9 protein-coding genes and 1 tRNA gene are annotated in these 15,338 nt (G+C 46.0%); 3 read left to right on the top strand and 7 right to left on the bottom strand.

Going from position 1 to position 15,338, the window contains the following annotated elements:
- The first annotated feature begins 8 nt into the window (after positions 1-8).
- Together F453_RS0101250 and F453_RS15975 are read left to right on the top strand one after the other, a co-directional pair.
- Positions 9-1,412, top strand: coding sequence for a glycoside hydrolase family 57 protein (locus F453_RS0101250; RefSeq protein ID WP_018966369.1), 1,404 nt, complete (start codon positions 9-11; stop codon positions 1,410-1,412).
- A gap of 648 nt (positions 1,413-2,060) precedes the next feature.
- Complete coding sequence (locus F453_RS15975) at positions 2,061-2,234, top strand: thioesterase (RefSeq protein WP_081619092.1); 174 nt, start codon at positions 2,061-2,063, stop codon at positions 2,232-2,234.
- A 427-nt stretch (positions 2,235-2,661) separates the two neighbouring features.
- Here the strand turns inward: F453_RS15975 and kbl are convergent, their stop codons facing one another.
- Positions 2,662-3,849, bottom strand: coding sequence for a glycine C-acetyltransferase (kbl, locus tag F453_RS0101245; RefSeq protein ID WP_018966368.1), 1,188 nt, complete (start codon positions 3,847-3,849; stop codon positions 2,662-2,664).
- Positions 3,850-4,032: 183 nt separating this feature from the next.
- Here kbl and F453_RS0101240 point away from each other — a divergent pair, with 183 nt between their 5' ends.
- Positions 4,033-4,989, top strand: coding sequence for an NAD-dependent epimerase/dehydratase family protein (locus F453_RS0101240; protein ID WP_018966367.1), 957 nt, complete (start codon positions 4,033-4,035; stop codon positions 4,987-4,989).
- A 399-nt stretch (positions 4,990-5,388) separates the two neighbouring features.
- Here the strand turns inward: F453_RS0101240 and uvrA are convergent, their stop codons facing one another.
- The 6 genes from uvrA to thrA all read right to left on the bottom strand — a co-directional run bounded on the left by uvrA (position 5,389) and on the right by thrA (position 15,300).
- Positions 5,389-8,208: an excinuclease ABC subunit UvrA gene (gene uvrA / locus F453_RS0101235; RefSeq protein WP_018966366.1), complete on the bottom strand. Its 2,820-nt coding sequence runs from the start codon at positions 8,206-8,208 to the stop codon at positions 5,389-5,391.
- Positions 8,209-8,510: 302 nt separating this feature from the next.
- A tRNA-Ser gene (locus tag F453_RS0101230) sits at positions 8,511-8,598 on the bottom strand.
- 171 nt (positions 8,599-8,769) lie between these two features.
- A complete protein-coding gene (locus F453_RS0101225; RefSeq protein WP_018966365.1) occupies positions 8,770-10,239 on the bottom strand; it encodes a glycoside hydrolase family 125 protein in 1,470 nt (489 codons plus the stop codon).
- A 40-nt stretch (positions 10,240-10,279) separates the two neighbouring features.
- Positions 10,280-11,593, bottom strand: coding sequence for a threonine synthase (gene thrC, locus F453_RS0101220; protein WP_018966364.1), 1,314 nt, complete (start codon positions 11,591-11,593; stop codon positions 10,280-10,282).
- 15 nt (positions 11,594-11,608) lie between these two features.
- Positions 11,609-12,853, bottom strand: coding sequence for a cofactor-independent phosphoglycerate mutase (locus F453_RS0101215; RefSeq protein WP_018966363.1), 1,245 nt, complete (start codon positions 12,851-12,853; stop codon positions 11,609-11,611).
- Between the two features lie 11 nt (positions 12,854-12,864).
- Complete coding sequence (gene thrA, locus F453_RS0101210) at positions 12,865-15,300, bottom strand: bifunctional aspartate kinase/homoserine dehydrogenase I (RefSeq protein ID WP_018966362.1); 2,436 nt, start codon at positions 15,298-15,300, stop codon at positions 12,865-12,867.
- Positions 15,301-15,338 lie beyond the last annotated feature (38 nt).

The raw sequence follows: 15,338 nt of genomic DNA, 5'->3' as shown, positions 1-15,338 counted from the left end.
ATAAAACAATGAAAACAATATGTTTATATTTTGAGATACACCAAATTATCCATCTCAAGCGGTACAGGTTCTTCGACATCGGTACCGACCACTATTACTACGACGATTTCGAGAACGAACGAACCATTGCCGATATAGCCGAACGTTCGTATATGCCCGCATTAAACACGCTGCTCGACATGATTAAGGTCAGCGGCAAGTATTTCAAGGTGGCTTTCTCACTTTCGGGCGTGGGCATCGAACAATTGGAGATGCACGCTCCGCAAGTGTTGGATAAGCTGCAAGAACTAAACGAAACGGGCTGCGTAGAGTTCTTGGCCGAACCATATTCACATGGTTTGGCTTCGCTCATCAACGAAGACAGCTTCGAGGCTGAAGTGAAAAAGCAATGCCAAAAGATAAAGGAATACTTCGGACAAGTGCCCAAGGTGCTGCGAAACTCTTCACTCATCTATAACGACGACATTGGTTTGAAGGCCTCGCACATGGGATTTAAGGGCATGCTTACCGAAGGGGCCAAACACGTATTGGGTTGGAAGTCGCCCCATTACCTCTATCATTGCACCATGGCGCCAAATCTGAAGCTGCTTTTGCGCGATATCCGCCTAAGCGATGACGTGTCGTTGCGCTTCAATAACAGTGAGTGGGACGAATATCCGCTGTTTGCAGATAAATATATTGGCAAGATTGCAGCGCTTCCCAACGAAGAACAGGTTATCAATATCTTCATGGAGCTATCGGCATTGGGCATTGCCCAGCCTCTATCTAGCAACATCCTAGAGTTCTTAAAGGCTATACCTGTCTGCGCCAAGCAAGCGGGCATCACCTTCTCTACCCCCACCGAGATATGTACAAAGATGAAGAGCGTGGGCGCATTGGAAGTTCCGTACGCACTGTCGTGGATCGACGAAGAACGTGACGTGAGCAGTTGGCTTGGCAACCCAATGCAACGCGAAGCTTTCAACAAGCTATATAGCGTGGCCGATAGGGTAAGAATAGCCAACGATTCGCGCATTAACCAAGACTGGGACTATTTGCAGGCCTCAAACAACTTCCGTTTTATGACCACCAAGAACACGGGAGTGGCCATCGATCGCGGAATTTACAGCAGCCCATTCGATGCATTCACCAATTACATGAATATCCTTGGCGATTTCATCAATAGGGTTAACAGTCTTTATCCAGAGGATATCGGCAACGAAGAACTTAACAGCTTGTTGACAACGATTAAGAACCAAGGCGACGAAATCGAGATGAAAGAGAAAGAGATTGTTCGCTTACAAACTAAAATCGCTAAGATTGAAGCCGAAGAAGATAAGCTTCGTGCCAAGTTAGAAAAGGAAGAGACGAAGGACAAGCCTAAACGAACGACTACGAAGAAAGCAGCCCCAAAAGCCGAAGAGAAGAAATAAGGCTTATAGGCTTCATCATGCCTGCACAATGTAGAATACTCTTTTCCATGCCACATTGGCAAGCAATATGGTGTTCTAGCAGGATTCCAACAGCCAGTATAGTCTGCGCTGCGGGCTTCATTCCTGCATATTTGTTCACTTATCACATTTCGCGCGAGTTTGGTTTACAACTAAGCTCGCGCTTTGTTTTTCCCTTTTTTCATCAAAAAACAATATAGCTTGTACACCAATCATTTAGTAAAAACTCTCCTTAATTAGTGCACATAAATCAGCTAAAACATGTTTATTCACCTCTCTAGTTTGTATACACACGAACTTATACACTTATATGGTTTCACAAATTCCCGTCAGAAGCTCTTCACAAACATTCATTAGGTTGTATTAAGTGTTTTTTTATTATTGCATTCCATACGCGAGTTCGGGATAAAAACACAGTCGTTATGCCTTGTGTTGCGCAGCACTAGTTGGAGAGAAAGTCATTTCTTTACCTGTCCAATCTTGTTCAGAGGGCATGGGTTCTTGGCCCGAACTCCTCAATCACTCCTTGCGTCGTTCGCATTTTCATAGTTCCGAGAATGCGCTTTCTAAGCCCTAATTATGCATTATTAGATTAATCGCCACGTTAAATGTATTTTGGACGGCTGTTCCATGTTATCTGGAATGCTGTTCCAGTTGAACTGGAACACTGTTCCAACTAAGCTGGAACAGGAGTCCAACTTAACTGTAACAGAGCGAGAGCTGAATAAGCTCACTACAAGAGCATTTCGGGTGGGGAATGAAAGATGGCGTTTGGAGGTTAGGAGGGTGAGTTGGTGGCAGTGATAGGCTGTGGAATGAACCGCCTAGATGATGCCAAGCGAGTGTCAAACGTTACGTGAATTCGAGATAGGCTACGATGCTTTTTTGAGCAAGAATAGATAAAAAACGAATGGCAATCTCACCAACTAGCGCTACGCGATAGTCGACATAGTGAACATCTCTTATCCCAAACTCGCGTAAGAGATAACGAAGAGCTATACAAGAAACAAGATTTGAATGATAGCACTCTTTTAGAACACACCTAAACAGATGGATGCACAAACGCGGGATGACAAATTAGTGGGGTGATAAAAATAAGGAGTTGGCATGATCGCTTGCAGGCTGTAGTTAGGAGTACAGTTGTATCTGGCAGTATGAAAATCATACGAAACAACTCCCGAAGGGCAATGTTTGCTCTTCGGGAGTTGTTGTCTTATAGGGTAGGGTAGGCTTACTTCAGCACTCCAAGTTCTTTACCCACCTTAACGAAAGCCGCAATACACTTGTCTAGTTGCTCGCGATTGTGGCCTGCGGAAATCTGAACCCTGATGCGTGCTTGCTCTTTGGGCACAACAGGATAATAGAAGCCCGTTACATAGATGCCTTCGTCGAGCATGCGTGCAGCATATATTTGCGAGAGTTTAGCGTCGTAAAGCATCACCGCACAGATGGCACTTTGAGTGGGTTTGATGTCGAAACCTGCCGCCATCATCTTGTCGCGGAAGTAGTTAACATTCTCTACTAGCTTGTCGTGAAGTTCGTTGCTTTCGGCCAACATCTTGAAAACTTCGATGCTGGCACCAATAATGCAAGGTGCAAGCGAGTTAGAGAAGAGGTAAGGACGGCTTCTTTGGCGAAGCATATCAATAATTTCTTTGCGGCCAGTGGTAAATCCACCCAGTGCACCACCAAAGGCCTTACCCAGCGTTCCGGTGTATATGTCTACGCGACCGTATGTTTTGCAAAGTTCGCTAACACCATGACCCGTTGCACCAACCACACCAGCCGAGTGCGATTCGTCTACCATTACCAGCGCATCGTACTTTTCAGCCAAGTCGCAGATCTGATCCATGGGTGCCACATTACCGTCCATAGAGAATACGCCATCGGTAACAATGATGCGGAAGCGCTGTTGTTGCGCCTCTTGCAGACAGCGTTCGAGGTCAGCCATATCAGCGTTTTGGTAGCGATAGCGTTTTGCTTTGCAGAGCCTAACACCGTCGATGATGGACGCATGGTTAAGGGCATCACTGATGATGGCGTCTTCTTCGGTGAAAAGAGGTTCGAATACGCCCCCATTAGCATCGAAACAGGCGGCATAAAGAATAGTATCTTCGGTTTGGAAGTAGTTAGATATGGCCTGTTCAAGTTCTTTGTGGGCATCTTGAGTTCCACAAATAAAGCGAACAGACGACATTCCGAATCCCCTACGGTCCATCATACGCTTAGCGCCTTCAATAAGACGGGGATGGTTAGACAGGCCTAAGTAGTTGTTGGCGCAGAAGTTCAGCACTTCTTTTCCCTTTACCGTGATAGCGGCTTGTTGAGCACTCTCAATGAGCCTTTCCTCTTTATAGAGTCCAGCTTCTTTAATCTCAGCGATGCTCTTACTGAGATGTTCTTTCATTTTGCCATACATAATGATCTTTAAATTTAAGTTACAAGGGACAAAGTAAATCATTTTTTTTGATACGAGGGTTACAAATGGAGTTTTTTTTGTGAACTCTCAAAATTTTAAACTTCTTTAAATATTAACTTTTTATACATATCAGAAAAAGCGTTTACTTTGCAGCTGAAAAACAAAAAAACAGATAAAACAGTTATGAAAAATGTTTTAGTCATTGGATCTACAGGCCAGATAGGTTCTGAACTTACTGGCGAATTAAGAAAACGTTACGGTAATAGTAACGTGGTGGCAGGCTACATTCAAGGCGCAGAACCTAAGGGCGAGCTGAAAGAGGCAGGACCTTGTGCCATTGCCGACGTGACAAATCCAGAGGCAATTGCCGAAGTGGTGCGTAAGTACAACATCGACACCATCTACAACTTGGCCGCATTGCTTTCTGTTGTGGCAGAAAGTAAACCGCGATTGGCATGGAAAATCGGCATCGACGGATTGTGGAACATTCTAGAAGTGGCACGTGAGAACGGCTGTGCGGTGTTTACACCAAGCTCAATTGGTTCGTTCGGACCAGACACGCCTCGCGAGATGACACCGCAAGACACCATTCAACGTCCTGCAACAATCTATGGCGTATCGAAAGTTACAACCGAATTGTTGAGCGATTACTACCAAAAGAAGTATGGGGTAGATACGCGTTCGGTGCGTTTCCCTGGCATTATCTCGTACGTAACGCCTCCTGGTGGTGGTACAACCGACTATGCCGTAGACATCTATTACTCGGCAGTTAAAGGTGAAAAGTTTGTTTGTCCTATCGGTAAGGGCACACGCATGGACATGATGTACATGCCCGACGCACTGCACGCTGCCATCCAACTGATGGAGGCCGACAAGACGAAGCTGGTGCATCATAACGGTTTCAATATCGCATCGATGAGTTTCGATCCTGAAACCATCTATCAAGCCATCAAGAAATACAAGCCCGAGTTTGAGATGGTTTACGAAATCGATCCCTTAAAACAGAGCATTGCCGATAGCTGGCCAAACCAAATGGACGACTCAGCAGCAAGAAACGAGTGGGGATGGATGCCACAATACGACCTTGACTCAATGACCAAAGACATGTTGGAGAAACTGTCTGTGAAGCTGTTGAAATAAAACAACACTTGCAAAACTCCTCTTATATATGCGTTGGTGTGGCGACAACTACGCACAAACAATGTGGCGCGGACACAGATGTCTGCAATCTACCTAAGAAAAAAGATGTACACTTGCCGCAAACAACGGATTGACCTTTTAGGCACACATTCTCATTAAGCCCAATTGAGCAATGCCAAGCCTGCTTGAACATTGCCATGGCGAGAGAAGAACATAATGCTTGCCCAATGACAATCTGCTGAAAACAACATCAAAAAAGACACCAAGACACATTTATAAAGAGGATTTCTCTCAAACAGAGATGCATAATGGCAGCTGTTCGAAGCATTTTTACATGCCGTTCGAACAACTGCCATTTTCGTTTTACTCCATTACTGGGCTAGGATGGGGCAGGGCTTGTTAACTTTCTAGCTGTGCCTTTAAGTATTTTCCAGTAATGCTATCTTTGCAATTGGCCAGTTCTTCTGGCGTACCAGCAAATACTAGCTTGCCTCCACGATCGCCCCCATCGGGTCCAAGATCGATAACATGATCGGCACATTTTATCACATCCATGTTGTGTTCTATCACAATCACAGAGTGACCACGCTCTATCAGTGCGCCCATTGCCCTTAACAATCGCTTGATATCGTGAAAATGTAATCCCGTTGTTGGTTCGTCGAAGATGAAAAGCGTAGGTTCGGCCTTCTCTTGTCCAATGAAGTAAGCCAGTTTTACACGCTGGTTTTCTCCTCCCGAAAGAGTAGATGAGTTCTGGCCTAGTTTGATATAGCCCAAGCCAACATCTTCTAGCGGCTGCAGTCTATTGACAACGCTCGTCTGCTTATGGCTTGTGAAAAACTCAATAGCTTCCGAAACGGTCATATCTAGAATGTCGTTGATGTTCTTTCCCTCGTAGCGAACGTCCAAAACGTCATGCTTAAAGCGTTGGCCGTGGCATGTTTCGCACTCCAAAACCAAGTCGGCCATAAACTGCATTTCCACAGTTATCACGCCTGCACCTTTGCATTCTTCGCATCGTCCACCCTCGGCGTTGAACGAAAAGAATTGAGCTGAGAAGCCTAATTGCTTCGCTAAGGGCTGATTTGCGAAGAGTTGGCGAATCGGTTCGTAAGCTTTCACGTACGTAGCAGGGTTAGAACGCGTGCTTCTACCAATGGGGTTCTGGTCTACAAACTCGATATGTTTCACCTGTTTAAGGTCGCCCTCTAGTGCAATAAACTCTCCTGGCGCATCGGCCACATCGCCCATGCTACGTTTAAGGGCAGGATGGAGGATGCCCTTGATGAGCGATGACTTGCCCGAACCACTTACACCCGTTATAACCGTTAGAACATTGAGCGGAAAGGTGACATCAATGCCTTTAAGGTTGTTCATTCGTGCGCCCTTCAACTGTATTGATTGGTTCCACTTACGCCTAGATGTGGGTGTGTCAATCTTTTCTGCTCCAGTGAGATAGGCAACTGTATGGCTGCTGGGATATCGGTCTAGGACAGCCTTTGTGATGTCGGATGCAGGACCGTTGAATACAATTTCGCCACCCAAACGTCCCGCATCGGGGCCAACGTCTATAAGATGGTCGGCCTTCCGCAAAATATCCTCATCGTGTTCCACAACGATTACGGTGTTTCCGATTTGTACAAGGTCGTTTAAAACTTTTATCAGGCGGTCGGTATCACGACTATGCAGACCTATACTTGGCTCGTCGAGGATGTATAATGAGCCAACCAGCGAGCTACCTAGCGACGTGGTAAGTTGTATGCGCTGACTTTCGCCACCGCTAAGGGTGTTAGATTGGCGGTTGAGCGTAAGATAATGCAGGCCTACATCAAGCAAAAACTGCAGTCGGTTGTTTATTTCGGTGAGCAACCGAGCAGCAATCTTGGCATCATAATCGTTTAGTTGCAGATTGTCGAACCATGTTTTGAGCTTGCCGATAGGCATTTCTACGAGGTCGGCAATACTCATTCCATCGATTTTAACCCATGTTGCCTCTTTCTTTAAACGAGTTCCATGACATTCGGGACAAGTTGTCTTACCCCGATAGCGGTTCAACATGACGCGATATTGTATCTTATATTGGTTCTCGCGCACCATCTGAAAGAAAGCATCAATGCTAACCTGCTCGCTAATATCACGTCCTTTCTCGGATGGAAGACCATGCCAAAGCATGTCTTTTTCCTTTCTCGACAGTTCAAAGTAAGGCTTGAAGATAGGAAAATCGTCTTTTGCAGCGCGCCTGCAAAACTCTTCTTTCCAAATGCCCATCTTGTCGCCATGCCAACATTGCACACATCCATCATACACACTAAGCGTAGAATTGGGTATAACAAGGCTTTCTTCGATACCGATAACCTTTCCGAAACCCTCGCAAGAAGGACACGCACCAAGCGGAGAGTTAAAGGCGAACATGTTGTCTGATGGTTCGTCGAAGGTCATACCGTCTATTTCGAAACGCGAAGAAAATTCGTATGTGATGTTAGAGGGAAGAAATACAAGCCTACATTCACCGTGGCCCTCGTACATAGCAGTCTCTACGGAGTCGGTAAGTCTGGAAATATGTTCCTTGGTGTCGTCTACCGCAAGGCGGTCGATGAGCAAGAGATATTCGTCAGGCTTACTATCCTTCAGCCGTTCTGCATTTTCCGTAAGGTCGTCAATACGCACAAAGTCGCCCTTATGCCACAATCGTGCATAACCTTCTTGTACAAACATGTTGAGTTGCTTTTCAAACGTCCTCCCTTCTGGCACATGAATGGGTGCAAGCACAACGAACTTCGTTCCGTTGGAGTATTGTTTGGTGCATTGAATCACATCTTCAACGCTGTGTTTCTTCACTTCCTGTCCCGAAATAGGGGAGTAAGTCTTACCAATACGTGCAAACAACAGGCGCATGTATTCGTAAATCTCAGTAGAAGTTCCCACTGTTGAGCGGGGGTTACGTGTGTTCACCTTTTGTTCGATAGCAATAGCCGGTGGCAATCCCTTGATAAAGTCGCACTCGGGCTTGCTCATATTGCCAAGAAATTGGCGTGCGTATGAAGAGAGCGACTCCACATAACGCCGTTGCCCTTCAGCATAAAGCGTGTCGAAAGCCAACGACGACTTGCCCGACCCACTAACACCTGCAATGGCAATGAACTTGTTTCGAGGAATGTTAAGGCTGATGTTCTTAAGGTTGTTCACCCTAACTCCCTTTAACTCTATATGTTTATCCATAAATGCTAATCTTATTTGAACAAGCAAAGTTACTGCTTTTCTCTTATGTGTGAAAATCAATGGGATTAAAAAATCAATGCTTCTAATAAGTGTAGTGTTAATTCTACACTCCGCTCCTGTTGCCACTGGCACATCAATTCCCGTGACATCTCCTTCGAATTCTCTTTATAAATGATGAAAATCAATAAAATATGGAGTTGAGAGGAAATAAACAAAGAAATCGCTGTAAAACGTTCGTCTTACAGCGATTTCTTTTTGTTCTGCCAATTGGGATATGCCTATTGACTTTACAAAGATGCTCGCGGAAGATGAGGGATTCAAACCCCCGATACCCGAAAGGGGTATACCGGATTTCGAGTCCAGCGCATTCGATCACTCTGCCAATCTTCCAAATGCGGTGCAAAGGTAATAATAAAATCACAATTACACCGCATTTCAAACCATATTTTTTCTTATTCGCCACACATCGACACTGGTTTTACATGACCGAAGCTATTTTCAAGCCTTCTATCTGCGTCCTCCTAGCTTCTTAATATAATGTGATGCTATGGCGATAAGAATTTATTTCTTCACCTGAATACTATTCAACAAATCTACCTTTCCATCGTTGATAAGTTTCAAAATCAATTCACCGAACAGCGTGTTAGGCCATGCGAACCATGCACGAGTGTACTTCTTAGCATCGTCTTTGTTAAAAGACTCGTGCATAACGCCCGTATTACCATCCGTCTCCATCAACATCTTGATGCACTGTTTAATCTCTTCGTCGTTCTGAGCGGTGAATGCCTTGAGCATGATACTCATTGGCCAAGGATAGTTTGCACCGATATGCGGACCACCGATGCCTTCGCCTGCAGCGCCTTTAAAGAACCAAGGGTTGTCTTCGCTCCAAACAAAGCGACGCGTGTTTTGATAAATGGGGTCGTTCAATGGCACATCGCCCATATAACCTAACGCCAAAAGACTGGGCACATTGGCATCATCCATCAACACTTGGCCACCATATCCGTCTACCTCGAAAGCATATATCTTGCCATATTTAGGGTGTTCGGTTATGGCATACTTCTTCAATGCCGCTGCAACCTCATTGGCTAGGGCTTCGCACGACTGGCTAAGTTCCTGTTTCTTGTTAACTTTCGAGAGGATTTCGGCAGCTTTACCCATTGCAGACACTGCCATAAAGTTAGACGGAACGAGGAAAAGCATGGTCGTAGCATCGTCAGACGGACGGAAACAAGAGGCAATAAGGCCCACAGGTTTTACGGGAGAGCCATACCCATCGCCACCTAACGTCTCGGTTTGACGTGTCGATTCGCGTTCAAATCGGTATTTACCTGGTCCTTCCTTACGTTGTTGCTCCTTGAATGTGGCCAATATTTTCTTCACGGCTTCAATCCAAAGCTCACCAAAAATAGAAGTATCGCCAGTCACTTGCCAATAGTGGTAAGCCAAACGAATGGGATAACAAAGTGAGTCTATCTCGTATTTGCGCTCGAACACCTCGGGTTGCATCTCCGTTTTATCGGTGATATGTCCTTCGCCCGTAGGTCCATCGTTAAACGCATTGGCATAAGGGTCGATGTTTATTTGACGCAATTGTCTAAGGATAACACCGCGAATCATAGCTTTGAGCTTGGGATCTTTGTTGGCGAACTGTACGTATGGCCACACTTGAGCTCCCGAATCGCGAAGCCACATGGCAGGAATGTCACCCGTATATACAAAAGTGTCGTCTTCGCCATTTACCTTTCGATAATGAACCGTTGTCTCTAGCGTGTTTGGGAAGCAGTTTTCGAACATCCATGCGAGGTATCGGTTGCCTTTAAGTAACTTCTTTACCTCCTCTATTTTCTTGTCGATAACCTCTGAACGGAACAGTCGGTCCTTCACGTCAGGTCGCTTACTCACATAGAGGCGTGTGTTATCGGCAACAGCCTCGATGTATTCTTGTCCGTACACTTTGTTCTTTTGGGCCAACAGTTGTTGGCTGGGCAGAGCCAATAAGGCCAATGCCAGATAGAAAGATCTCATTTTCTTGTTGACTTGAGTTTAGTTATAGAATTGTGGTCATTTATTCACGCGATGCGTTTTGAAGAAGAAATGCCTTGAATTTATCAAACGAATTATCCATAGGGCAGGCCAGTTTGCGTCCTTGCATAAAGCGAGCCAATCTTTCGGGGATGTCGATTGGAGTGGGAAGAACCGCATCTACCGTCTCCTTGAACTTGGCAGGATGTGCCGTTTCGCAGAAAACGCCATGTTCGTTCTCACTAAGCGATAGCTGCAATGCCTTATATCCGCATGCGCCATGTGGGTCTAGCACATAGCCCGTTTGTTGGAAGCATTCGCGTATAGTTGCCCTTATCTCGTCGTCGCTAAAACGGAAGCCTTCAATCAATCGGCTTATTGTTTCGTGATTACCATCATAAAGGGCGAAGATACGGGCGAAATTGCTGGGATTTCCTACATCCATCGCGTTGGCGATTGTCTGAACGCTGGGCTTTGGCAGATACTTGCCAGTATGTAGATACTGGTAAAAAACATCGTTGGCATTGTTGGCTGCGATAAAACGCTTTATGGGCAACCCCATGCGATGGGCAAACAAGCCCGCTGTGATGTTGCCGAAGTTGCCACTTGGCACACACAATACCAGCTCATTTTGCAGTCCCTGCCTTTTCATTTGCGCATAAGCGTAGAAGTAATAGAATGCTTGTGGAAGAAAACGGGCCACGTTTATGGAGTTGGCCGAAGTGAGAAGCAACTGTTCGTTCAGTTCTTTATCCATGAAAGCACGCTTTACCAAGGCCTGACAATCATCGAAAGTGCCATCCACTTCGATAGTGGTTATGTTCTGTCCTAAGGTAGTAAACTGACTCTCCTGTATCTTACTTACTTTCCCTTTGGGGTATAACACGTACACGTTAACCCCTTCAACACCTAAGAAACCATTGACCACAGCCGACCCTGTGTCGCCACTGGTAGCCACCAACACGTTAATTGCTCGCTTGTGGTCTTGACCAACAAAGTGTCTTAATAGCCTCGCCATGAATCGCGCACCCACATCCTTGAAGGCAAGAGTAGGTCCGTGAAACAGTTCTAGGGCGTAGCGGTTGTCCTGTACGTGCACCACAGGACAGTCGAAAGCCAGTGTTTCGTTTACAATTGTTCGCAGGACATCTTCCTGAACGTCTTCACCAAAGAAAGCTTGTGCCACCACGAAAGCAATGTCTTGAAAGGAAAACTTGTCTATATCTTCGTAAAACGTTGTAGGTAAAGCCTCTATTCGCTCTGGCATGAACAGTCCATTATCGGCAGCCAAGCCTTTAACCACCGCTTCGCGAAGATCTACCGCTTCCGTTTTACCGTTCGTACTGTAATATTTCATCCGTGGAATGCCTTATCATTGAATATTCATAAATGTCTGCATAAATTGGTTTGGCTTCAACAAGCCATAGCCACCATTTCTGCAACTCTGTTCATCGAAAACTTGAACACTGTCTGAGACGATGCCCTCGTACCATATCAGGAACGGCACGGGTTCATCTACATGTGTACGTATCTCTACTGGAGTAGGATGGTCGGGCAATATTGCGATACATATTGGTTCATTCCAATCCTTCACCTTATTATATATAGGACCCACGACACGACTGTCTAAGGCCTCGACTGTTTTGAGTTTCAACTCCAAATCACCATCATGTCCGGCCTCATCGCTCGCTTCGATATGCAGATAAACAAAGTCGTCGTTCTTTAAAGCCTCAATAGTGGCTGCGACCTTACCTTCGTAGTTGGTGTCATAAAGTCCTGTTGCACCCGCTACAACAATGTTTCGCAAACCCGCATAACAACCAATGCCACGTATAAGGTCTACCGCAGAGATTACCGAACCCGATTGCACGCAGGGATATAACTGAGAGAGCGTTTTCATTGCAGGCCGATAACCGCCTCCCCAAGGCCAAATACTATTGGCTTGGAGCTTTCCTTCGGTCACCCTTTGCTTGTTCAAGGGATGAGCGGAAAGCACCTCTTGAGATTTGATTATCAGTTCGTTAAGCAGCGTTGCCGTTGCTCTGGCCGTCATTCTGCCTACTTCGCGCACGTCTTCCCATCCTTCTTGCGGTTTCACTAGCAAGGGTTGCCAAGGCTCGTTGGGGTGATCGTGGGGTGGGGTACACACAATGTGTTTACTGCCACCTTTTATAATAAGCAGATGACGATACTGAATGCCCATAGCAAACTTAACCACATCCGAAGCCAAAGCTTCGTTCAGGGCTTCAATAAGCGGCTCGCTTTCCTCTGTGTTGAGATGCCCGCCATGGTGGTTTTTTATCAAGCCATCGGCCAAAGTGAGAATATTACAGCGCAAGGCAAGGGCTAATGGCTGCATATCGTAACCGATGGAGGCCGCTTCTAACGGGCCTCGTCCCTCGTAAACCTTATTCAAGTCGTAGCCTAAGATGGCCGTATTGGCCACTTCCGACCCTGGGGCGAACCCATCGGGGATAGTATGTAGCATGCCAGTTTGGCCTTGCCGTGCCAACATATCCATGTAGGGTGTATGGGCATATTGCAACAATGTCTTGCCACCGAGTCGTTCAACGGGGTGGTCGGCCATGCCGTCGCCTAGTATGATGAGATGTTTCATTGCACATGGAGTTAAATGTTGGCAATACTCATGATGTTGGCAAACACGCCAGCAGCTGTTACGTCAGCGCCTGCTCCATAGCCTTGTATCTGCATAGGATACTGTTTATAGCGTTCGGTAGTAAGCAAAACAATATTGTTCGAGCCTTCCAAATTATAAAATGGGTGGCTCTTATCCACAGCTTGTAGACCTACGCAGGTTTTGCCATGGTCTATCGTGGCCACAAATCGCCAGCGTTTGCCCGCTTTGACCAATTGTTGGTTCTGACGTTCAAAGTCGGCGTCAAGCGTAGGAAGGTTGCTCCAGAAATCTTCCAACGAACCTTCGAAGAAACTATCGGGTACAAAAAGCCGTTTCTCCACATCGGCTTGTTCCACCTTATAGCCTGCCTCACGTGCCAATATCACCAACTTTCTCACCACATCCGTTCCGCTAAGGTCGATGCGTGGGTCGGGTTCGCTATACCCCTGTGCCTTTGCACGATTTACGGTTTCAGAGAAAGGCACATCGGCCGAAAGTTCGTTGAAGATAAAGTTAAGCGTTCCGCTCAACACGGCTTCTATCTTCAAGATGTGGTCTCCCGAGTTTCTCAAATCGTTAATGGTGCCTATGATAGGTAGGCCTGCCCCTACATTGGTTTCGTATTTAAACTTCACACCTCGCGTAAGTGCCGTTTGTTTTAGCCTTTCGTATTTCTCATATCTCGAAGACGCGGCTATCTTGTTGGCCGTAACGATACTTACGTTGTGGTCTAAAAGCGTTTGATACAAGTCGGCAACGTCTTTGCTGGCTGTGCAATCCACAAAAACGCTATTAAAGATGTTCATCTCCAATATCTCGTTACGTAGACTTTCTGGCGTACATCTGTCGGCATCTTTCAGCCGTTCTGTATAATTGTCGAGGTCTAAACCATTGCGGTCGAACATCATAAATTTAGAACTGGCAATACCGACCACGCGTAATTTCAGGCGCGAACGTATGCGTAGCTCTTCTGCTTGACTCTTGATTTGCTCGATAAGTTTACCACCGACCGTTCCTATACCACACACAAAGAGATTAAGTTCGGTATATTCGGAGAGGAAGAAAGAATCGTGTATCACATTAAGCGACTTACGCAAGAAGGCCGACGATACAACAAAAGAAATGTTGGTTTCGGCTGCACCTTGTGCACATGCAATAACACTGATGCCCGAACGACCAAGCGTGCCAAACAGTTTGCCTGCAACGCCAGGTGTATTTCGCATGTTTTCGCCCACGATGGCAACGGTTGCCAGTCCGCTCTCGGCATTCATGGGGAACATCGCCCCTGTTTCTATCTCCTTCGAAAACTCGTTGTTGAGTACTTCTACGGCTGCCGCAAGGTCTTCTTCGCGCACGCCGATAGAGGTAGAATTTTCTGAGGATGCTTGACTAACAAGGAACACCGAGATGCCATTATTAGCCAAAACGGTGAATATACGACGGTTAACGCCAATAACGCCAACCATCGAGAGGCCTGCAACAGTGATGAGGGCAGTATCGTTAATGCTCGAAATGCCCCGTATAGGCTTATCAGTTTTCTCTACCTTTTGCTTGATTGTAGTACCTTCGGCCTTGGGGTTGAAGGTGTTCTTAATTCGTATGGGGATGTTCTTAACGCATACGGGGTAGATGGTGGGTGGATAAATGACCTTCGCGCCGAAGTTACAAAGCTCCATTGCCTCCGTATAACTCAACTCCTTTATGGTGTAAGCGGTCTTGATGATTCGTGGGTCTGCCGTCATAAATCCGTCCACATCGGTCCAAATTTCCAAGACCTCTGCATCTAATGCAGCAGCAAGTATGGCCGCAGTATAGTCCGAACCACCACGCCCAAGATTGGTTGTTTCGCCTGTTTCTTGGTCTAACGAAATGAAACCAGGAACAAGCGAGATACGTGGTAGGGGAGAAAAGGTGTCGATAACAAGCTTATTCGTCAGTTCGCTATCCAACACATGCTTCCCATTTTTGCGTCGAGTCTTGACAAACTCGCGCGAATCGAACCACTTAGACCCTCGAATAAGTGTTGCTACGATATTCGAACTAAGCCTCTCGCCATAGCTCACGATGACATCTAGGGTTTTCTCGCTTAGATCGCGAATAAGGAAAACGCCCGTATAAATGCTGCGCAGTTGTTCGAAAAGGGTATCAACGGTGTTAAAAAGTTGCTCTCGAGCCGTGGTATCATCAATGATTGTGTCTATCATTTGATGATGGCGCGTCATCATTTCATCGAATTCGCCTCGCCATTTTTCGTTGCCACTCAGGGCCATTTGAGCTGTGGAGATAAGCCTATCGGTAATACCGCCCAATGCGCTAACAACCACAATAACGGGTTGCCGTTTGGCTTCTGTTTCCACAATACGTTTTAAGCATAAAATGCTCTTTACGGAACCTACCGATGTTCCGCCAAATTTTAATACTTTCATGTGTTGTTGTTATAATTTAATATTGTGTTGCCCCAAAA

Origin of the sequence: Hoylesella loescheii DSM 19665 = JCM 12249 = ATCC 15930, assembly GCF_000378085.1 — a bacterium.
GTDB lineage: Bacteria > Bacteroidota > Bacteroidia > Bacteroidales > Bacteroidaceae > Prevotella > Prevotella loescheii.
This window is presented reverse-complemented; position numbering and strand designations above follow the sequence as displayed.